General features: G+C 33.4%; 20 protein-coding genes. 10 read left to right on the forward strand and 10 right to left on the reverse strand.

What is annotated here, in order from left to right; genetic code table 11:
* Window positions 1-61: 61 nt before the first annotated feature.
* The 4 genes from AAEO58_RS05385 to AAEO58_RS05400 all read right to left on the reverse strand — a co-directional run bounded on the left by AAEO58_RS05385 (window position 62) and on the right by AAEO58_RS05400 (window position 4,024).
* Window positions 62-616, reverse strand: a complete 555-nt coding sequence (locus AAEO58_RS05385; RefSeq protein ID WP_133607803.1) for a DUF937 domain-containing protein — start codon at window positions 614-616, stop codon at window positions 62-64.
* A 39-nt stretch (window positions 617-655) separates the two neighbouring features.
* Entirely contained in the window at window positions 656-1,612 is a 957-nt protein-coding gene (locus AAEO58_RS05390) for a D-2-hydroxyacid dehydrogenase (RefSeq protein WP_341682543.1), read from the reverse strand.
* Between the two features lie 50 nt (window positions 1,613-1,662).
* Window positions 1,663-2,733, reverse strand: coding sequence for a 3-phosphoserine/phosphohydroxythreonine transaminase (serC, locus tag AAEO58_RS05395; RefSeq protein ID WP_341682544.1), 1,071 nt, complete (start codon window positions 2,731-2,733; stop codon window positions 1,663-1,665).
* Window positions 2,734-2,965: 232 nt separating this feature from the next.
* Entirely contained in the window at window positions 2,966-4,024 is a 1,059-nt protein-coding gene (locus AAEO58_RS05400) for an acyl-CoA reductase (RefSeq protein WP_341682545.1), read from the reverse strand.
* Between the two features lie 137 nt (window positions 4,025-4,161).
* Here AAEO58_RS05400 and AAEO58_RS05405 point away from each other — a divergent pair, with 137 nt between their 5' ends.
* Window positions 4,162-4,512: a 4Fe-4S dicluster domain-containing protein gene (locus AAEO58_RS05405; protein ID WP_026726242.1), complete on the forward strand. Its 351-nt coding sequence runs from the start codon at window positions 4,162-4,164 to the stop codon at window positions 4,510-4,512.
* 132 nt (window positions 4,513-4,644) lie between these two features.
* Window positions 4,645-5,835: a hypothetical protein gene (locus tag AAEO58_RS05410; protein WP_341682546.1), complete on the forward strand. Its 1,191-nt coding sequence runs from the start codon at window positions 4,645-4,647 to the stop codon at window positions 5,833-5,835.
* Window positions 5,836-5,884: 49 nt separating this feature from the next.
* Here the strand turns inward: AAEO58_RS05410 and AAEO58_RS05415 are convergent, their stop codons facing one another.
* On the reverse strand, window positions 5,885-6,421 hold the full coding sequence (locus tag AAEO58_RS05415) for a hypothetical protein (RefSeq protein ID WP_133607792.1): 537 nt from the start codon (window positions 6,419-6,421) through the stop codon (window positions 5,885-5,887).
* Between the two features lie 204 nt (window positions 6,422-6,625).
* Here AAEO58_RS05415 and ychF point away from each other — a divergent pair, with 204 nt between their 5' ends.
* From ychF to AAEO58_RS05455, 8 genes are all read left to right on the forward strand, one after another.
* Window positions 6,626-7,720, forward strand: a complete 1,095-nt coding sequence (gene ychF / locus AAEO58_RS05420) for a redox-regulated ATPase YchF (RefSeq protein ID WP_341682547.1) — start codon at window positions 6,626-6,628, stop codon at window positions 7,718-7,720.
* A 108-nt stretch (window positions 7,721-7,828) separates the two neighbouring features.
* Window positions 7,829-8,494 (forward strand): hypothetical protein, encoded by a 666-nt coding sequence (locus AAEO58_RS05425; protein ID WP_341682548.1) that lies wholly within the window; start codon window positions 7,829-7,831, stop codon window positions 8,492-8,494.
* Between the two features lie 6 nt (window positions 8,495-8,500).
* The gene (locus AAEO58_RS05430; RefSeq protein ID WP_341682549.1) at window positions 8,501-9,172 is read left to right on the forward strand and encodes a TIGR02117 family protein; all 672 of its coding nucleotides are present in this window, start codon (window positions 8,501-8,503) and stop codon (window positions 9,170-9,172) included.
* 21 nt (window positions 9,173-9,193) lie between these two features.
* The gene (locus AAEO58_RS05435) at window positions 9,194-9,769 is read left to right on the forward strand and encodes a hypothetical protein (RefSeq protein ID WP_341682550.1); all 576 of its coding nucleotides are present in this window, start codon (window positions 9,194-9,196) and stop codon (window positions 9,767-9,769) included.
* 124 nt (window positions 9,770-9,893) lie between these two features.
* Window positions 9,894-11,747, forward strand: a complete 1,854-nt coding sequence (locus AAEO58_RS05440) for a DNA topoisomerase IV subunit B (RefSeq protein WP_291138803.1) — start codon at window positions 9,894-9,896, stop codon at window positions 11,745-11,747.
* Between the two features lie 3 nt (window positions 11,748-11,750).
* Window positions 11,751-12,305, forward strand: a complete 555-nt coding sequence (locus AAEO58_RS05445; RefSeq protein WP_341682551.1) for a hypothetical protein — start codon at window positions 11,751-11,753, stop codon at window positions 12,303-12,305.
* Window positions 12,306-12,335: 30 nt separating this feature from the next.
* A complete protein-coding gene (locus AAEO58_RS05450) occupies window positions 12,336-15,050 on the forward strand; it encodes a DNA gyrase/topoisomerase IV subunit A (RefSeq protein ID WP_341682552.1) in 2,715 nt (904 codons plus the stop codon).
* A gap of 115 nt (window positions 15,051-15,165) precedes the next feature.
* On the forward strand, window positions 15,166-16,839 hold the full coding sequence (locus tag AAEO58_RS05455; RefSeq protein ID WP_341682553.1) for a formate--tetrahydrofolate ligase: 1,674 nt from the start codon (window positions 15,166-15,168) through the stop codon (window positions 16,837-16,839).
* Window positions 16,840-16,906: 67 nt separating this feature from the next.
* Here the strand turns inward: AAEO58_RS05455 and AAEO58_RS05460 are convergent, their stop codons facing one another.
* Genes AAEO58_RS05460 through murQ form a run of 5 tightly spaced genes read right to left on the reverse strand, consistent with a single transcriptional unit; the run spans window position 16,907 to window position 19,643 of the window.
* Window positions 16,907-17,677, reverse strand: coding sequence for a TerC family protein (locus AAEO58_RS05460; protein WP_341682554.1), 771 nt, complete (start codon window positions 17,675-17,677; stop codon window positions 16,907-16,909).
* A gap of 33 nt (window positions 17,678-17,710) precedes the next feature.
* Window positions 17,711-18,097, reverse strand: coding sequence for a DNA topoisomerase IV (locus AAEO58_RS05465; RefSeq protein WP_133607770.1), 387 nt, complete (start codon window positions 18,095-18,097; stop codon window positions 17,711-17,713).
* Window positions 18,098-18,115: 18 nt separating this feature from the next.
* Complete coding sequence (locus tag AAEO58_RS05470; protein ID WP_133607768.1) at window positions 18,116-18,352, reverse strand: DUF6095 family protein; 237 nt, start codon at window positions 18,350-18,352, stop codon at window positions 18,116-18,118.
* Window positions 18,352-18,816: a hypothetical protein gene (locus tag AAEO58_RS05475; RefSeq protein WP_341682555.1), complete on the reverse strand. Its 465-nt coding sequence runs from the start codon at window positions 18,814-18,816 to the stop codon at window positions 18,352-18,354. The genes AAEO58_RS05470 and AAEO58_RS05475 overlap by 1 nt, the downstream gene beginning before the upstream one ends.
* A gap of 8 nt (window positions 18,817-18,824) precedes the next feature.
* Entirely contained in the window at window positions 18,825-19,643 is an 819-nt protein-coding gene (gene murQ / locus AAEO58_RS05480; RefSeq protein ID WP_341682556.1) for an N-acetylmuramic acid 6-phosphate etherase, read from the reverse strand.
* Between the last annotated feature and the right edge of the window lie 3 nt (window positions 19,644-19,646).

Below are 19,646 nucleotides of genomic sequence, written 5' to 3' on the forward strand. Positions count from 1 at the left end.
AGTATAAAGGTAAAAAAAAGCACCGACATAGTCGATGCTTTTAACTATTATATAAAAGGTATTACTTTCCGAATAATTTTCCTAAAAGACCACCCAATCCACCTTTTTTTGTAACGGCAGACATAGCGTCACTCATATCAACTTTTCCATCATTATTTTGATCTAAACCAAATTGACCACCATATTTAGAAACAGCATCCATTAAGCCACCGCCTTGACCACCAGAAATAGCACTTACTAAATCGTTCATGTTAAAACCTGGTTGGTTAGGATCTTTTGCTTTGTTAACTAATCCACCTAAAATTTGCGGAATTAATCCTCCAGCAACACTTCCTGCTGCATCAGATGATAAACCAAATTTTTCACCTAAATTTCCAGTTACTTTTTCTGTCAATTGTTTTACAACTGGGTTGTTTCCATCAATTGGAGTTTTTCCACTTAACATTCCAGTTAAATCGCTAATGTTTCCACTAGCTACCATATCTTTTAAACCCGAAAGGATAGATCCTCCGGCTTCTTGCATTACGGCATCATTTTGTTCATTTGGAACTGCTGGATTGTTTACGACAGCTTCGCCACCAAATTGTTTTACTAATTCTGAGAGTTGATCAAACATAGTTTTTAAAGTTTTTGTTCAGTTAAAGATAATAAAATTTTAGTTATTTTTCAATAAACTGATAATCTGCTCAGCAAGTTCTGTGCCAATTCTATCTTGTGCTTCTTCAGTAGCAGCTCCAATGTGAGGAGTTAATGAAATTTTCGGATGCATTAGAATTTGAATTTCTGGTGTTGGTTCTTTTTCAAAAACATCTAAACCAGCAAATAAAACTTTCCCTTCATCTAAAGCTTCAATTAATGCTACTTCATTAATTACACCACCACGAGCACAATTTACAATTCCAACATTTTCTTTCATTAATTGAAATTCTTCTTTATCAATTACATATCCATCTTGCGCTGGTACATGTAGAGTAATGAAATCAGAATGTTTGAAAATATCTTCTAATGATTCGGTAACGATTTCAACATTGATGAATTGTCCGTTGTAGAAATCTACTCTGATAACCGCTTCGTTAACATATTTATCAGCAGCAATAACTTTCATTCCTAATCCTAAAGCCATTTTTGCAACTGCTTGACCAATTCGACCAAAACCAATAATTCCTAATGTTTTACCGCGAAGTTCAATTCCGTTAGCGTAGGCTTTTTTCAATCCGTCAAAATTGGTATCACCTTCTAGAGGCATATTTCTGTTGGCATCATGTAAAAAACGAACACCTGTAAACAAATGCGCAAAAACCAATTCAGCCACACTTTCTGATGATGAAGCTGGAGTGTTGATTACATGTAAACCTTTCTCACGAGCATAAGCCACATCAATATTATCCATTCCAACGCCACCACGACCAATTATTTTTAATCCTGGACAAGCATCAATAATATCTTTACGAACTTTTGTAGCACTACGAACCAAAATTACTTTTACATCGTGTGTGTTAATATAGTTGGCCACTTGTTCTTGAGCCACTTTCGTAGTAATTACTTCAAAACCTCCTTTTTCTAAAGCTTTGATACCACTTTTTGAAATTCCGTCGTTTGCTAAAACTTTCATTTTACTTATTATTTTTATTACGCTAGTTACTATTTACTAGTCACTAATTACTAAATTTTATTTTCTAATTCTTGCATTACATCCACTAAAACTTGAACACTCTCAATTGGTAACGCATTATACATTGAAGCACGATAACCACCAACTGAACGGTGACCAGGTAAACCTGAAATTCCTGCCGCTTTCCACATAGCATCAAATTTTTCTTGATGTGCTTCATCATTCAATAAGAAAGTTACATTCATATTACTTCTGTCTTCTTTGACCGCAGCACCTTTGAATAATGGGTTTCTATCGATTTCAGTGTAAAGTAGGTTTGCTTTTGCTTCATTGATTTTTTCAATTGCTCCAATTCCACCTAAGTTTTTCAACCATTGTAACGTTAAAAGTGACGCATAAATAGGAAATACAGGTGGCGTATTGTACATACTTTCTTTATCGATATGTTGTTGGTAATCTAACATACTAGGAATATTTCGACCAGTTTTTCCTAAGATTTCTTTTTTTACAACTACTAATGTTGCACCTGCTGGCCCCATATTTTTTTGTGCTCCAGCATATATTAAATCAAATTTTGAAAAATCTAAAACACGAGAAAAAATATCCGAACTCATATCGCAAACTAAAGGAATATTTACTTCAGGAAACGATTTCATTTGGGTTCCAAAAATAGTGTTGTTACTCGTGCAGTGAAAATAATCTGCATCAGATGGTATAGTATATCCTTTTGGAATATGATTGTAATTTTCTGGTTTTGATGAAGCTACAACTACGGTTTCTCCAAAATGTTTGGCTTCTTTAATAGCGCCACTTGCCCAAGTTCCAGTATCTAAATAAGCGGCTTTTCCGTCAACTTTCATTAAGTTGTAAGGCACCATTAAAAATTCTAAACTAGCTCCACCACCTAAAAATAATACTTCGTATCCTTTTCCTTCTAAGTTTAAAAGCTCTAAAACTAAAGCTCTAGCTTCTTCCATAACGGCTACGAAATCTTTACTGCGGTGTGAAATTTCTAAAATAGATAATCCTGAGTTGTTAAAATCTAAAATAGCTTGTGCTGATTTTTCGAATACTTCTTGCGGAAGTATGCATGGACCTGCACTGTAGTTGTGTTTTTTCATTGTAGTTGTAGTTATTTATTTAAAGTTCAAATTTCGGAATTCTTAAATAAAAAACAGGTCTAAATGCTACAATAATTATGAGATGTTATTAACAAAAACGTTTTCGCAATTTTATTTCTTCTTTTTTAAAGTTTTTCGATTTGAATTCACTTTCGCTTCCAAATTAAAATTGGGTTCGTGTTTGTGTATTTCTTTCTCTTTTTGGATTTTGATGATTTTCGAAATTTTCATATTACAAATTATTTAAAAACGCCAAAGTATCCACATTATCCGCATAATCCCAAAGTCTTGGTTGTTGCGTTTGCCCAAAAGTAACCGAATTTGGAATTAATTTTTTTGAAACCACGCATTGAATTTGTTCCGCATCTGCATTCAATCGAGTTGTGATTTCTTCTAAATTTTCGTAGAATTCATAGAAAACTGATGAAATAGGCGAGGCGTAACTCGTATCTTCTTTAATCGTTAAAAACTCGTTATCCAATAATTGAAAATTACTCATCAAGAAAACCGCTTTGTTGTAATCGTAATTGTTCGCATATTTTTCATATTGAATCACATCACGATATTCGTACATCGCTTTGAAAAAATTATCAAAGTTGTAGTCTTTCGGTACAAAAAGTTTCGAAACATTACGACATCCTAATCCAAAATATCTAAAAATATCTTCACCTAAACCCACTAAATCTTCAAAAGTTTCAGTTCCATCTAAAACGGCAACCGAATTTCTGTTTTTACGAATGATACTCGGTTTGTCTTTGAAATAATATTCAAAATAGCGAGCTGTGTTGTTGCTTCCTGTGGCAATTACGGCATCAAAACCTTCTAATTTACCTTCAACAAACGTTATTTTTGAGTTAAGTTCTGGTTGAATCGAGATTAAATATTTCGCTAAAAATTTTAATAAATGTTGGTCGTTTGATGAGGTTTTTACCAATACATCATGACCCGAAATCAATACTGAAAGAAAATCATGAAAACCTACTAACGGAATATTTCCTGCTAAAACTAATCCTACTTTTTTAGGTTCAATTTTCGAGAAATCGTAGTTAGAAAGCCACTGATTTAGGTTGTCTTCGGTTAAGGCTTTTGCCCAAGATTGTATACTAAATAAAACGTGTTCAGGAGTAAACCAACCATTGTGAGATTGAGAAAGTGTAACCAAAGAAGCAAAGTCATCAAAGAACAAATCGTTTTGTAAAACCGATGCCGATTTAACGTTTCCCTCTTCAGAAAATTGACGTAAGAAATTCCCTAATTCAACAAAACTCGATTTTATTTCAATTTGTAACATTTGTAACTTGTTTATATTTAGTATACGTTGTATTTTTGCACAAAGATATGAAGTGAAAAGGCATTAGCCAAAAGTTTAAATTAATAAGAGGTATTACTTTTAAACAATTGAACTTTTAAACAATTAAACGTAAAGAAATGGCAATTATAATAACAGACGAATGTATCAACTGCGGGGCTTGCGAGCCTGAATGTCCAAATACAGCAATTTATGAAGGTGCTGATGATTGGAGATGGAAAGATGGTACAAAATTAAGTGGTAAAGTAATTTTACCTGATGGAACAGAAGTGGATTCAGATGCGGCTCAAACGCCAATTTCTGATGATATTTATTACATTGTTCCAGGTAAATGTACCGAGTGTAAAGGGTTTCATGAAGAACCACAATGTGCTGCGGTTTGTCCAGTAGATTGTTGTGTGCCAGATGACAATCACGTAGAAAGTGAAGAAACTTTATTAAACAGACAATCGTTTTTACATAACGAATAAATTTTTTTTACAATATTTAAAAGAGAATTTTCATTTGAAGATTCTCTTTTTTTTTTTAAAGGTTTAGAAACTTCACTAAATAAGAGTTTTATAATTATTTTTTTGTTATATTTGATTGATAATCTGAAATTTATGATAAAAAAACTTACTTTTTTATTATGTTTTTTCACTACTATAGTCTTTTCGCAAAACCTCGAATTTACGGTTATTGTAAAAGATTTCGATACCGATTTGCCTATTGAGGAAGTTACCATCACAGCTCTCAGAACTCGTCAAGGTTTTTTAACTAATAAAGAAGGAAAAGCAATAGTTAGCCTCACCAGATCTTCTGATTTAGAATTAGTTCACTCCACTTACAAAACGATTGTTGTGAAGTTTTCTACATTAACCAAAAAGGAAAATGTAGTGTATATGGAACCTAATACGCAGCAATTAGAAGAATATATCATTACTAAAGATCATCCGCAAGAAATTTTAAAGCGTTTAATTGAAAATTCGCGTAACAAAATGACAATTCCTGTAAATTTAAAAGTGTATTTACATGAGTTTTACAAGCGGGATAATCAAATTGTTTTTTTTAATGACGGATTAATTAATTTTCAAGTATTAGGAGATAAAAAGAGTATCAAAACCGATATTTTAGTGGAACAAAATAGAGCGGTAGGAGTTTTGGATGGTGATATAGATCCTAATATTTTAGGTTATGATTTGAATAATATCATTGAAAATTATTACCAATTCAAATATTTAGACGAAGTATTGGATTCCCGAGCAAAGAAGATTTATGATTTTTCCGTTAAAACCTATCCTTCTAATGAAGATTATTTGGTAATTAAAATTGTTCCATTTGCTGAATCTAAAGGAATACTATCTGATTTTTTAGTAGTGTACGATAGTAATAAAAAAATAATCTTAGAAGTAAGTTCGTATGTAACTCCAGACCGACTTTTGGCTTATGAAGAAAGTATGTTTGCTAGTAGAAAAGTGTATAAATTAGAGTTTAAAAATACATTTCGATTAGAAGGAGATTTCTATTATTTAGCAAATTCGAAAGAAGTAATTGGCTTTGAGAAATACTATAAAAAGAAATCCAGAAGAATTGAAGTTAAAAATCATATGGTAATCACTGATTTTGATAAAAAGATGTTTGAATACAGTGATAAAAATGTTTTCAAAGACAAATCGTTAATTAATAAAAAGACTTCATTTTTTACCAATTATTGGGATGTAGAATCAGGTTTCGTATCAACAGATGAAGAGAAAATGATAATTGAAAGGTTGTCTAAAGGTGATGAATCCGATAAAGATGAAAACGAAGAATAAAAAAAGCCCTAAATTTCTCTAGGACTTTTTTGAAGTAAAAACTTTAAATTTATTTACTTACATTATATTTTTCGTAAGAAACAGTATCCGTTTTTGGATCGTAAGTTTCTAAAATTAGATTTCCCTCTACATCAAAATAGCCAATTGCAATTTTGTTTTTATTGCGATAAATAAAACTATTAGTTGATGTTTTTCTTAAAAAAGCTTCTTCCTTATTGTCTTCAGATAAAATTCGGTAACCTCTACTGTCTAAAGCAACATTATATTTTTTACCATTTAGTAAATAATAAGAAGAACGATCAATATCTACAGTTCTTGTAGAGCCATCAGGATTAGTTATTGTAGTTGTAGATTTAACCATGACAGCGGAATCTTTCAAATCCATGTTAATATTTTTTGGATTTTGTTCTTTCAATTCAATATTTTGAACTTCGCGTGTATTTTCTTTTTTTACATACGTTTTTTCGCCTTTAGAATCTACAACTGTTGTAGTTGTAGTTTTCGTTTCGTCTTTTACGTTTTTGTTTTGACTGTTTATAGTGCTTGTTGCGCATATAAATAAAATTCCAAATAGGATTGATTTCATAATGTATAATGTTAAAAATTAATAAGTTATAAAGATAAATTTCTTCTTCTCACTTGTCTTACATCTGAAATTAATAATGTTATATATTTTCCACTTTTGTTTTTATTCAGTTTCAGTGCTTTAAAGTTAACTTTGCTTAGGTGCAAACTTTGTGGCTTTCCAACTTTTAAACTATATTTGCACACTTTTAAAAATACATTCATAATGAAAGCAGGAATTGTAGGATTACCAAATGTTGGAAAATCAACTTTATTTAATTGTTTGTCAAACGCTAAAGCGCAAAGTGCAAACTTTCCGTTTTGTACTATTGAGCCAAATATTGGTGTAGTAAACGTTCCAGATCCACGTATTGCTCGTTTAGAGGAATTGGTTAAACCAGAGCGTGTTCAAATGGCAACAGTTGATATCGTAGATATTGCAGGTTTAGTAAAAGGAGCAAGTAAAGGAGAAGGTTTAGGAAATCAATTCCTAGGGAACATTAGAGAATGTAATGCAATTATTCACGTTTTACGTTGTTTTGATAACGATAATATCGTGCACGTAGATGGTAATGTAAATCCAATTCGCGATAAAGAAACCATCGATATCGAATTGCAATTAAAAGACTTAGAAACAGTTGAGAAGCGTTTGGAAAAAACCAATCGTGCAGCAAAAACTGGAAACAAAGAAGCACAAGCTGAAAAAGCGTTGTTAGATAGAATTCGTCAGACTTTAATGGAAGCAAAATCGGCTCGTACTGTAATTCCTCAAAATCAAGATGAGGTAGATATGATGGAAGAATTCCAATTAATCACTACAAAGCCAGTTTTATATGTTTGTAACGTTGACGAAGCTTCAGCAGTAAACGGAAATAAATATGTGGATCAAGTTCGTGAATTAGTAAAAGACGAGCAAGCAGAAGTAATCATTCTTTCAGTAGGAGCAGAAGCTGATATTACCGAATTAGAAAGCTACGAAGAGCGTCAAGTATTCTTAGAAGATATGGGATTAACTGAGCCAGGTTCGGCAGTGTTAATTCGTGCAGCATATAAATTATTAAAATTACAAACATATTTTACAGCAGGTGTTAAAGAAGTTCGTGCTTGGACTATCAACATCGGAGATACAGCACCAAAAGCAGCTGGAGTAATCCATACGGATTTCGAAAAAGGATTCATCCGTGCAGAAGTTATTGCATTCGAAGATTTCTCAAACTTTGGTTCAGAAGCAAAAGTAAAAGAAGCTGGAAAATTAAGAGTAGAAGGAAAAGAATACATTGTAAAAGATGGTGATGTAATGCATTTCCGTTTTAATGTATAATTCCTGAGAATATAGAAAACAGAACATTAAATATAGAAAAACCGTTGAAGAAATTCAGCGGTTTTTTTGTGGCACAACATTTGTATCTGCAAATTAAAACAAACTACCATGAAAAAATATCTTATTCTAGCCACCTTTGCTTTGGCTATGGTTTCCTGTAGAGAATCAGCTATGGAAAATAGTTTTATTTATTTTTCTGAAGCACAACCCACAAATGTGGATGAGATTAATGAATTTCCAAAGAAGTTTGTTCGAACCTATACGATGGATTATTCACATCGTTTGGTAGTGGAACCCAAATGCGCTTACATTCTAGAAATTGAAACCTTAACTGCTTTAAAATCAGAATTAGATTCTATTCCAGAATTTGAATTACTCAACAATCAAGTTTATGATAAATCAGAAAATAAAGCCTATAAAACGTTTATTAAAGGTGATACAATTGCTTTCGAAATAGAACGTTTGGATACCATTTTTTCTTTTGCCGAAAATGAAATAGCTAAAGAATATAAATCTTCGTTAGTTTTAAATAAGGAAGTGGATGGAAAATACCAAACGAGTATTTTGAAATTATCAACTATTGGAGCAAGACACATCCAACTCGGAACCAAAAAAGATTTTACCAAATTAAAGTCCGAATTAAAAATTCCTTTTGCAACCGAAATGAAAGAAAACGACACGCTTCACGTAGTTTTAACGCCAACTCGTGCCGATTTTAGAAAGCTATTACGAAAAGAAGGTTTTGAGTACGAAAGTAATTACTTGTTTAAATAAAAAGCTATGGGATTTATCAAAAAACTCCTAAAATACACTGCAATTTTTGTGTTGTCATTGATGACTTATTTGCTCATTGTAACTTTATTGTCGTTTGTTTCTGTGAATGAAGGTTTGGTGAAAAGTCGCAAAGAAATCCCAATTTACATCTTAACTAATGGTGTTCACACCGATGTTGTTTTGCCTTTAAAAAGCGAACATTACGATTGGACTAACCAACTCAAGCCAGAACACACCAAAGCAAAAGATTCCACGTATCAATATGCAGCTTTAGGTTGGGGCGACAAAGGTTTTTACTTAGAAACGCCTACTTGGGCAGATTTGAAAACAAGTACAGCTTTAAAAGCGGCTTCAGGATTGAGTTCAACCGCAATGCATGTAACGTTTTACAAAGATCTGAAAGAAAGTAACTCTTGTAAAAAACTTCAAATTTCTTCCGATAATTACAAAAAGTTGATTCTGTTTATTAACGAATCTTTCCAAACGAAATCAGGTGAATTTCTAAAAATTGAAACCGAAGCCGTTTACGGAAAACACGATGTTTTTTATGAAGCCAACGGAAGTTATTCGTTATTTTATACTTGCAATTCTTGGGCAAACCAAGCCTTAAAAGCAGCCAATCAAAAAGCCGCACTTTGGACGATTTCAGATAGTGGAATTTTTAGACATTATGAATAATAGATTGATTATTTTTACAAAATGAAATTATTTTTATTTGCTCTAATTTCAACTATATTTTTTGGGACTAAAAAAGATTTAGTTGAAAATAAAAAATTCTACAATCATAAAATTACTGATACAATAAAAAATGTTGATACACTTTTAATTGGAGATTTGAATTCGGATAAAATTCCAGATACAATATACCGAGTTTATCCTCAAATGATAAATGTTACAGCTGATTATGACGGAGATTGTGTAAATAATGCTTGTGAAGTTACTTTTAAGTTTTCGTTTACAGACCAACAAATTGTAATATATAATGCGATTGGTGCAGGAATTGAGAATTTAGGTGATATTAATAAAGATGGTTTTTCAGAATTTTCTATTTTTCCACATTGGTACATCGGTTGTTGGGGAAAGATTCAATATTTTACTTTCAAGAATAACGAATGGAAAAATTTCGGTTTTGCTCGTGCAAACATATGTGAAGAATTTACTTTTGAGAAACATTTGAAAATTATTTCATCTAAGAAAATTAAAGTTATGGAAATCTATCCAAACAAAGATTATTCTGAAATGATACAAAGATATAAAACACTAAAATTGGATTAATTTTTTTCTTTTTTCTTTCCTCTTTTTTCTATCTTCTTAACCATATTTTGTCAATAACTTCTCGGTTTCTGGCTTCCAATCTTTGGAGATATGTGCTATATTGCACAAAATCCAAAATCTGTCTATGTTAGAGCAAAATCAATATACTGAAGACAATATACGTTCCCTCGATTGGAAAGAACACATTCGTATGCGTCCCGGTATGTATATCGGAAAACTAGGTGATGGTTCTTCGCCCGATGATGGTATTTATATTTTATTAAAAGAAGTATTGGATAACTGTATCGATGAATTTGTCATGGGTGCAGGAAAAACCATCGAAGTTACCATTAAAGACAAACTCGTTACGGTGCGCGATTATGGTCGAGGCATTCCGTTAGGGAAAGTCGTTGATGTAGTTTCCAAAATGAATACAGGTGGAAAATACGATTCCAAAGCCTTCAAAAAATCCGTAGGTTTAAATGGTGTCGGAACAAAAGCTGTAAATGCACTTTCTAATTATTTCCGAGTAGAATCGGTACGTGATAACCAACAAAAAGCAGCGGAATTCTCTGCCGGAAATCTAACTTTAGAAGAAGACGTTCAAGAAACAACCAAGCGTAAAGGAACTAAGGTTTCGTTTATTGCCGATGAAGCGATTTTCAAGAACTACAAATACCGAAATGAGTACATCATCAAGATGCTCAAAAATTACTGTTATCTAAATACGGGATTAACCATTTATTACAATGGCGAAAAGTATTTTTCAGATAACGGTTTAAAAGATTTATTAGAGGAAGCCATTCACGAAGACGATATGGTGTATCCAACGATTCATTTGTTGGGCGACGATATCGAAGTAGCTATTACACACAGTAAATCACAATATTCAGAAGAATATCATTCGTTTGTCAACGGACAAAATACCACACAAGGAGGAACGCATTTAGGAGCTTTTCGCGAAGCAATTGTAAAAACCATCAAAGAGTTTTACAACAAACCTTTTGAAGCTTCTGATATTCGTAAATCGATTGTTTCTGCAGTTTCGGTTAAAGTGGAAGAACCTGTTTTCGAATCGCAAACCAAAACCAAATTAGGTTCAACCGATATTGGTCCGAATGGGCCTTCGGTACGTTCGTTTGTGAATGATTTCATCAAAACGAAGTTAGACAATTTTTTACATAAAAATCCGGAAGTTGCTGATGCGTTATTGCGTAAGATTTTACAAGCCGAACGCGAACGTAAAGAGCTTTCAGGAATTAGAAAATTAGCCAAAGACCGAGCTAAAAAAGCCAGTCTTCACAATAAAAAATTACGCGATTGTCGTGTGCATTTAACTGATGCTAAAAACCCAAGAAGTTTAGAAAGTACCCTTTTTATTACCGAGGGAGATTCGGCTTCGGGTTCCATTACGAAGAGTCGTGATGTTAATACACAAGCGGTGTTCAGTTTACGTGGTAAGCCTTTGAACTCGTATGGAATGACTAAGAAAATCGTATACGAAAACGAAGAATTCAATTTATTACAGGCCGCATTAAACATCGAGGAAGACATGGGCGATTTACGTTACAACAATATCGTAATTGCAACCGATGCCGATGTCGATGGTATGCACATTCGCTTGTTGTTGATTACGTTTTTCTTGCAGTTTTTCCCTGAGTTGATTAAAGACGGACATTTGTATATTTTACAAACGCCTTTGTTCCGTGTGCGAAATAAAAAAGAAACGATTTATTGCTACAGTGAAGAAGAACGAGTAAACGCCATAGAAAAGTTAAAGCCAAAACCAGAAATCACCCGATTCAAAGGATTAGGAGAAATTTCGCCAGATGAGTTCAAACATTTCATTGGGCAAGACATTCGATTAGATCCAGTCATGTTAGATAAAGCCACTTCTATTGAAACCTTGTTAGAGTTCTACATGGGTAAAAACACCCCAGACCGACAAGAGTTTATCATTAACAATTTGAAAGTGGAGTTGGATGTTGTTGAAAAGTAGGTTATGAGATATTTAGTTTTGTTATTTATACCCATTTTCTTTTTTTCGTGTAAAAGCGAAAATGAAGAAGCAGTTGAGTTTTTTGCAAAGGAGGTTACGAAAGTGAAAATTTGGTCATATCCTGCAAGAGGTTTGTGGGACGTTGAAGATGGTAAAGAAAGACAAGGAATAAAGATTTTAAACAATAAAATTCAATTAGATACAACAAAAATAATTGACAACATTGAATTGAATAGCAATCAAAAAAAGGAATTTTTTGCACTTTTAAAAAATGATATTTGCGGTAATTCAGGAACTCATGCAGCATGTTATATTCCTAGGCATTTAATTCATTTTTACGATAAAAATGAAAAATTAATTGGGTTTTATGAATTTTGTATTGAATGTGGTGGAAGTGTTGAATCAGAAACGCTAAAAAATATTCCTGCTTTTTGTATAGAAAAGGGAACTGAAATGGAGCAATTGTTAAAAAGTTTTGGTTTAAAAATTACAAGTGATAAATCACGTGAAATCAAAGCGATTGAAAAAGAATTAGGAAACCAATTACTTGGTAAATAAATAATATACTGAAAATAATTCAGCATAAAAATGAAAGACGAAGAAGAAGATAACATCATTCCAAACGAAGACGAAAATTTCGATAATCAAGACAATTCTCCTAACGAGGAAGGTTTTGAAGATATTCGTGTTTCAACGGGACATCATTTTTACGAAAACAACGAAAACCCAGAAGACACCATTACCAAAGTTACAGGAATGTACAAAGATTGGTTTTTGGACTATGCTTCGTATGTAATTCTAGAACGTGCAGTTCCTGCGATTGAAGATGGTTTTAAACCGGTGCAACGTCGTATCATGCACTCCATGAAAGAGTTAGATGATGGTCGTTACAATAAAGTGGCGAATATCGTGGGTCACACCATGCAATATCATCCTCACGGAGATGCGAGTATTGGTGACGCCATGGTTCAAATTGGGCAAAAAGACCTAATCATCGACATGCAAGGAAACTGGGGAAATATCTTAACAGGAGATAGTGCCGCAGCTTCCCGTTACATTGAAGCCCGAATTTCAAAATTTGGTCACGATGTGTTGTATTCGCCAAAAATCACCGAATGGGGAATGTCATACGATGGTCGTCGTGCCGAACCAATTAATCTTCCAGTAAAGTTTCCATTGTTGTTAGCTCAAGGCGCAGAAGGTATTGCCGTAGGTTTATCGACCAAAGTGTTACCTCACAATTTTAACGAATTAATAGATTCGTCTATCAAAATATTAAAAGGGAAACCTTTTACCTTGTTTCCCGATTTTCCAACCGCAGGTATTGCTGATGTTTCCAATTATAATGATGGATTACGTGGCGGTCGTGTGCGTGTGCGTGCAAAAATTGGTCAATTAGACAAACAAACATTAGTGATTACCCAAATTCCGTTTTCAACCAATACGTCTACGTTGATTGATAGTATTTTGAAAGCCAACGAAAAAGGGAAAATCAAAATCAAGAAAATTGAAGATAACACGGCTGCTGAGGTTGAAATTTTAATTCATTTGCCAGCTGGTGTTTCACCTGATAAAACTATTGATGCGTTATATGCGTTCACGGCTTGTGAAACTTCGGTTGCGCCTTTAGGATGTGTTATTGAAAACCACAAACCGTTGTTTATTGGGGTTTCTGATATGTTAAAAATTTCGACTAACCGAACGGTTGATTTGCTGAAACGCGAATTGGAAATTCAGTTGGACGAATTAGAAAATAAATGGCATTTCTCTACGTTAGAAAAGATTTTCATTCGTGAAGAAATGTATATCGACTTCAAATTGTATTCCGACAGAGAATCGTTGTACAAATATATGTATGACCGATTTGAACCGTTTTTAAAATCATTTGTTCGTGAAATTAACGATGATGATTTGCAAAAATTAACGCAAATTCCGATGATTCGTATTACACGTTTCGACTCGGATAAAGCGGATGAAGCGATTTCAAAATTGGAAGCCGAAATGGAACAAGTGAAACATCATTTGGATCATATTATTGATTATACAATTGATTTCTTCCAAAAGCTAAAAGACAAATACGGAAAAGGGCGCGAGCGTCAAACCGAATTAAGAAGTTTTGATAATATTGAAGCTACGAAAGTGGTTTTACGAAACACAAAACTTTATGTAAATCGTGAAGAAGGTTTCTTTGGAACCGGTTTAAAGAAAGACGAATACGTTGCCGATTGTTCGGATATCGACGATGTAATTGTTTTCCTTCGCGATGGAAAAATGATGGTGGCGAAAGTAGATGATAAAAAATTCGTTGGAAAAGACATTATTCACATCGCTGTTTTTGATAAAAACGACAAACGAACCATTTACAACATGATGTATCGTGATGGTAAAAACGGTTCAACTTTTATCAAACGTTTTAATGTTTCGGGTGTAACTCGTGATAAATTTTACGATTTAACACAAGAAAAGCCAGGTTCAATGGTGTCGTATTTCTCTGCCAATCCTAATGGCGAAGCCGAAGTAGTTACGATTTTATTACGCCAAGTAGGAAGCGTGAAAAAACTGAAATGGGATGTTGATTTCTCAGATATTGCTATCAAAGGAAGAGCTTCACGTGGAAATACGGTAACCAAATATCCAATCAAAAAAATCGAGTTAAAAGAGAAAGGAATTTCGACTTTACGTCCAAGAAAAGTTTGGTTTGATGATACGGTTCAACGTTTAAATGTCGATGGAAGAGGTGAGTTGTTAGGCGAATTCCGACCAAATGATCGTTTGTTGATTGTGAATCAATCCGGAAAATTGAAAACCATTATTCCAGAATTAACGACACATTTCGACGAAGATATGATTGTGTTGGAAAAATGGAATCCAAATAAACCAGTTTCTTGTATTTATTACTGTGGCGAAAAAGACCGTTATTTTGTAAAGCGTTTCTTAGTTGAAAACGAAAACAAAGAGGAAATTTTCATCACCGAACACGAAAAATCGCAATTAGAAATTGTTTCTACCGATTGGCGTCCGGTTGCTGAGGTAATTTATGCTAAAGTAAAAGGTGTTCAAAAAGAAAATCAAATCGTTGATTTAGAACAATTTATTGCGGTAAAAGGAATAAAAGCTTTGGGTAACCAATTAACTACTGACAAGTTGAAACAGATAAACTTGTTAGATCCATTACCTTATGAAGAAATTTTGGAAGAACCTGAAGCGCAACCAGATGCTACTGATGAAAGTGAAGGCGCTGATATAACAGATTTCAACATAGAATTAGATGACGACGGACAGATAACACTTTCCTTAGAATAACCACAACCTGCGAGACTATTTTTGTCTTGCAGGTTTTTTTTGAAACATGATTTTTGTCGTGTTTTTTTCAGCCAAATAATACTAATTTCGAATACCAATTATAACACAACAACTAATGTCAAATTTTCCATCAGACATTGAAATTGCGCAAAATGCAACGATGTCTCACATAAAAGAAATCGCAAAAAAAATCAATATTGAAGAAGACGATTTAGAATATTATGGCAAGTACAAAGCCAAATTACCTTTACACTTACAACAAGAAAATCCTAAAGGAAAACTAATTTTAGTTTCTGCCATGTCGCCAACCAAATATGGTGAAGGGAAAACTACGATGTCAATCGGTTTGACTGACGGTTTGAATTATATCGGTAAAAAAGCAATTGCCGTTTTACGCGAACCTTCATTAGGACCTGTTTTCGGTTTAAAAGGTGGAGCAGCTGGTGGCGGTTATGTTCAGGTGTTACCAATGGAAGACATCAATTTGCATTTTACTGGCGATTTTTCGGCAATTGAAAAAGCTAATAACTTGTTATCGGCTGTGATTGATAACAACTTGCAAAACACGAAATATTCATTAAATCTCGACCCAAAATCAATTGCGTGGAAACGTGTGATGGATATGAACGATCGTTCACTTCGTCAGATTATTATTGGTGTTGGAGCGAAAGCTAATGGAACCATGCGTGAAGATGGTTTTAATATTACGCCAGCTTCGGAAGTGATGGCGATTTTATGCTTGGCAAAAGATTTAGAAGATTTGAAATTCCGATTAGGAAATATATTCGTTGGAAAAACGTTAGATGGAAAAGCTATTTTCGCTAGAGATTTGAATGTAGTAGGAGCGATGGCAACGTTATTGAAAGATGCTATTAAACCTAATTTAGTACAAACCATCGACGGAAATCCAGCAATTTTACATGGCGGACCATTTGCCAGTATTGCGCAAGGAACTAACACTGCAATTGCAACTAAAATGGGATTATCGTTAGGAGATTACGTAGTAACAGAAGCAGGTTTTGGTGCTGATTTAGGAGCCGAAAAGTTTCTACATATCAAATGTGAACAAAGTGGTTTAAAACCAGATGCGGTCGTTTTAGTAGCAACAATTCGTGCCATTAAACATCATGCCGGATTAGCTGCAGAAGATTTCAAAACTGAAAATGTAAGTGCGATTGAAAAAGGTTTCTGTAATTTAGAAAAGCATATTGAAAACATTCAAAAATTTGGCATTAATCCTGTGGTTTGTGTGAATGCTTTTCCAGATGATACACAAGCAGAATATGATAAATTAAAAGCATTGTGTGCTACTAAAGGAGTTACAGCAATTGTAAGCACAGCTTTTGTTCATGGTGGAAAAGGTTCAGCTGAAGTGGCTGAAAAAGTCGTAGAAGAAATTAATAAAGGAAATGCCAATTACAAACCGTTATACCAACCTTCGGATAGTATTGAGCATAAAATAAATACGGTTGCTAAAGAAATTTATGGAGCGAATTCAGTAGAGTTTTCTCCAAAATCAAAATCACAGTTAAAAATGATTAACGATTTAGGTTTTAGTCATTTTTCGGTTTGTATGGCCAAAACGCCAGCGAGTTTTTCAGACAATGAAAAGTTAATTGGTCGCCCATCGAATTTTGATATAACCGTTCGTGAATTTGAAATTGCAAGTGGTGCCGGATTCATTGTGCCGTTATTAGGCGAAGTAATGAGAATGCCTGGTTTACCAGCAGTTCCAAATGCGGAACGAATTGATATTGATAATAACGGTGTGATTACTGGATTGTCTTAATACTTATATTCTATAAATAAAAATGTCCCGAAAATATCGGGACATTTTTTATATAATAATTTTATAATTAATTTTTCTTACGCATTTTCATATTGATGAATTCAACGCCTAGCGAGAAAGCAATTGCAAAATACAAATAACCTTTTGGAACAGCTCCTACGTGTTGTCCTGCTAATTCAGCGTGTGATAAGTGCATACTTTCTGTAATTAGCATGAATCCGATTAAGATTAAGAATGCTAATCCTAGGATTTGAATCGAAGGATTTGCATTTACGAAATTCCCAACAGGAACCGCAAATAACATCATAACTCCTACAGAAATTACAACTGCTGTAACCATAATAACTAATGCACCTTCGATTCCATTCGTCATACCTACCGCAGTTAAGATACTATCTACTGAGAAAATGATATCGATTAATAAAATTTGACCAATTACGCTTGCAAACGATTTGGTTGCAGAAGTTTTTAATTCTTTTTCTTCTTCGCCTTTATGGTCTACTTTTTCGTGGATTTCTTTTGTACTTTTATAAATTAAGAACAAACCTCCTAATAATAAAATCAGAGCTTGTCCAGTAATTTCGGCTGAGAACCATCCAAAATCAAAGCTAAACCATGGCGCTTTCATAGCAATTAAAATGGTGATTCCAAAAAGCAAAGCAATACGCATGAACATAGCTAAGAATAATCCAATTCGGGTTGCTCTTTTGCGTTTTTCTTGAGGTAATTTTCCGGTAACAATCGAAATAAAAATGATGTTATCGATACCTAAAATGATTTCTAAGAAGGTTAAGGTTAACAATGCTATCCAAGCATCTGGGTTTAAGAAAACTTCCATTTATTTAGTGTTTTAAATTGTATTTTACGTTGGTTACTTCAGTTTTGTTACAGTTCCGCGCTGTTTTTTTGAGTCGCCAACAAAAGAATATTCAAAAGTGTATGAATCTGAGTCAGTTGTCAAAATTTTCATTTGAACTGGTTTTTTCTCTTCGCGGTTTTTTGGATTTGTATTTTGAATGATGTATTCGCAATCATTTGTCCAACGAACTTTAAAAGTATCTATTTTTCCTTCGTAGCTTTCAATTTGAATCGAATCGTTTCGTTCAAAAGTACTGGTGTATTTTTTGCCTTCAATTTCAGTTTCTGAAGTAAATTTACCAGTTTTAAAATCAGTACAATTGCGTTCTTGATTGTAGCAAGAAGTTAGCAATGTAAGTAGTAATAAACTACAAATAGAATATTGTATTTTGAATTTCATATTTGATTTTTGAAATTGTTATTGCCCTTGTTTATCTCCATCAAACATACTTTTTACCAAGGTAGTAATGCCTTTAAAAATTAAAAACATAGCCGCTAGAGCAATTATGATTCCTAATCCTAAAACATAAGGATATAATGGGCTCTCTTGATTTTTAAAAGCACTGTTTATAATTATTGGACCAAGAAATAATAAAGGTAAAGCACCTGAAAGATATTTTACTCCTTTTGCTAATATGTTTTTATCTGTTGCCATTAGAAATTAATTCGAAGTCCAACTCCATTAGAATTATTCACAATATTCAATTCAAAATTATCGCCTAATGTTTTATTTTGCTCATTTAATCCTGCATTATAAATATCAACACTTTCTTGAACCATTTTCTTTCTTCCAGATAAAATAGGAATAGAAACTGCCATTAATCCAACACCAGCATATGTAATTGCTGTTGGATATTTTACATCAGAAGTCAGTCCCATTACTAAATCGGCAACAGTTCCTCCAATTCCTAATCCTAGAATAAAACCTCCAACTGATTCTTTAGTTTTAGCCTTCTTAAAAATACGTAATGCTTTTAAATCGGTTTTCATTAGGTTCTTGGTTTCAAAAGAAGATAATTGTTCTCCATCTTGAAATATTTTACCGTCTGTATACTCTAATTTTTGAGCAAATGATATTGAAAAACCGAATATTGCTAAGATTAAAAATAATTTTTTCATGCTTATTTCTATTTGTTGTTATTGTAAAAATCTACTGCATTTCTTACACTTCCGTGTGTATTTAATAATTGATTGGCTTCTTTATAGCTTACTGGAATTTCCTCCATAATCATTCTCGTTCCTCTATCAATTAATTTGGTGTTGCTTAATTGCATATCAACCATTTTGTTGCCTTTTACTTTACCTAACTGAATCATAGTTGCAGTCGAAAGCATGTTTAAAACCAACTTCTGAGCCGTTCCAGCTTTCATACGAGAACTTCCTGTTACGAATTCTGGTCCAACTACCACATCAATTGGAAATTTAGCCGTTTTCGATAGCGGACTTTCGGCATTACAACTAATACTTCCTGTGCTAATATTGTTTTGATTACACATTTTTAATCCACCAATCACATAAGGCGTTGTTCCCGAAGCGGCAATTCCAACAACTACATCATTTTCGTTGATATTCCATTGTTGCAAGTCTTTCCATGCTTGTTCACGGTCGTCTTCTGCAAATTCTACGGCTTTTCTAATAGCTGTATCGCCACCTGCAATAATTCCAATGACCAAATCAAATGGAACACCAAAAGTAGGCGGACATTCTGATGCATCTACAATGCCTAATCGTCCCGAAGTGCCTGCACCAATATAAAACAAACGGCCTCCTTGTTTCATTTTCGAAACAATTTCAGTCACTAATTTTTCAATTTGAGGCAATGCTTTTTCTACAGCTAACGGCACCGTTTTGTCTTCGTTATTTATATTCGTCAACAAATCAGTAACCGACATTTTTTCTAAATGTTCGTATTTGGAAGCTTGCTCGGTGGTTTTGGTAAAGTTCATGTG

The organism is Flavobacterium helocola (assembly GCF_038289885.1).
In the GTDB taxonomy this organism is placed as follows: Bacteria; Bacteroidota; Bacteroidia; order Flavobacteriales; family Flavobacteriaceae; genus Flavobacterium; species Flavobacterium cheniae.

Excerpts from the sequence above, each read along its gene's own strand:
- AAEO58_RS05405 (WP_026726242.1), top strand. The coding sequence starts at position 4,162 with ATGGCAATTATAATAACAGACGAATGTATCAACTGCGGGGCTTGCGAG.
- murQ (WP_341682556.1), bottom strand. The coding sequence starts at position 19,643 with ATGAACTTTACCAAAACCACCGAGCAAGCTTCCAAATACGAACATTTA.
- AAEO58_RS05415 (WP_133607792.1), bottom strand. The coding sequence starts at position 6,421 with ATGAAATCAATCCTATTTGGAATTTTATTTATATGCGCAACAAGCACT.
- AAEO58_RS05455 (WP_341682553.1), top strand. The coding sequence starts at position 15,166 with ATGTCAAATTTTCCATCAGACATTGAAATTGCGCAAAATGCAACGATG.
- AAEO58_RS05470 (WP_133607768.1), bottom strand. The coding sequence starts at position 18,352 with ATGGCAACAGATAAAAACATATTAGCAAAAGGAGTAAAATATCTTTCA.
- AAEO58_RS05400 (WP_341682545.1), bottom strand. The coding sequence starts at position 4,024 with ATGTTACAAATTGAAATAAAATCGAGTTTTGTTGAATTAGGGAATTTC.
- AAEO58_RS05475 (WP_341682555.1), bottom strand. The coding sequence starts at position 18,816 with ATGAAAAAATTATTTTTAATCTTAGCAATATTCGGTTTTTCAATATCA.
- AAEO58_RS05410 (WP_341682546.1), top strand. The coding sequence starts at position 4,645 with ATGATAAAAAAACTTACTTTTTTATTATGTTTTTTCACTACTATAGTC.
- serC (WP_341682544.1), bottom strand. The coding sequence starts at position 2,733 with ATGAAAAAACACAACTACAGTGCAGGTCCATGCATACTTCCGCAAGAA.
- AAEO58_RS05450 (WP_341682552.1), top strand. The coding sequence starts at position 12,336 with ATGAAAGACGAAGAAGAAGATAACATCATTCCAAACGAAGACGAAAAT.
- AAEO58_RS05460 (WP_341682554.1), bottom strand. The coding sequence starts at position 17,677 with ATGGAAGTTTTCTTAAACCCAGATGCTTGGATAGCATTGTTAACCTTA.
- AAEO58_RS05440 (WP_291138803.1), top strand. The coding sequence starts at position 9,894 with ATGTTAGAGCAAAATCAATATACTGAAGACAATATACGTTCCCTCGAT.
- AAEO58_RS05390 (WP_341682543.1), bottom strand. The coding sequence starts at position 1,612 with ATGAAAGTTTTAGCAAACGACGGAATTTCAAAAAGTGGTATCAAAGCT.
- AAEO58_RS05430 (WP_341682549.1), top strand. The coding sequence starts at position 8,501 with ATGGGATTTATCAAAAAACTCCTAAAATACACTGCAATTTTTGTGTTG.
- AAEO58_RS05385 (WP_133607803.1), bottom strand. The coding sequence starts at position 616 with ATGTTTGATCAACTCTCAGAATTAGTAAAACAATTTGGTGGCGAAGCT.
- AAEO58_RS05425 (WP_341682548.1), top strand. The coding sequence starts at position 7,829 with ATGAAAAAATATCTTATTCTAGCCACCTTTGCTTTGGCTATGGTTTCC.
- ychF (WP_341682547.1), top strand. The coding sequence starts at position 6,626 with ATGAAAGCAGGAATTGTAGGATTACCAAATGTTGGAAAATCAACTTTA.
- AAEO58_RS05445 (WP_341682551.1), top strand. The coding sequence starts at position 11,751 with ATGAGATATTTAGTTTTGTTATTTATACCCATTTTCTTTTTTTCGTGT.
- AAEO58_RS05465 (WP_133607770.1), bottom strand. The coding sequence starts at position 18,097 with ATGAAATTCAAAATACAATATTCTATTTGTAGTTTATTACTACTTACA.
- AAEO58_RS05435 (WP_341682550.1), top strand. The coding sequence starts at position 9,194 with ATGAAATTATTTTTATTTGCTCTAATTTCAACTATATTTTTTGGGACT.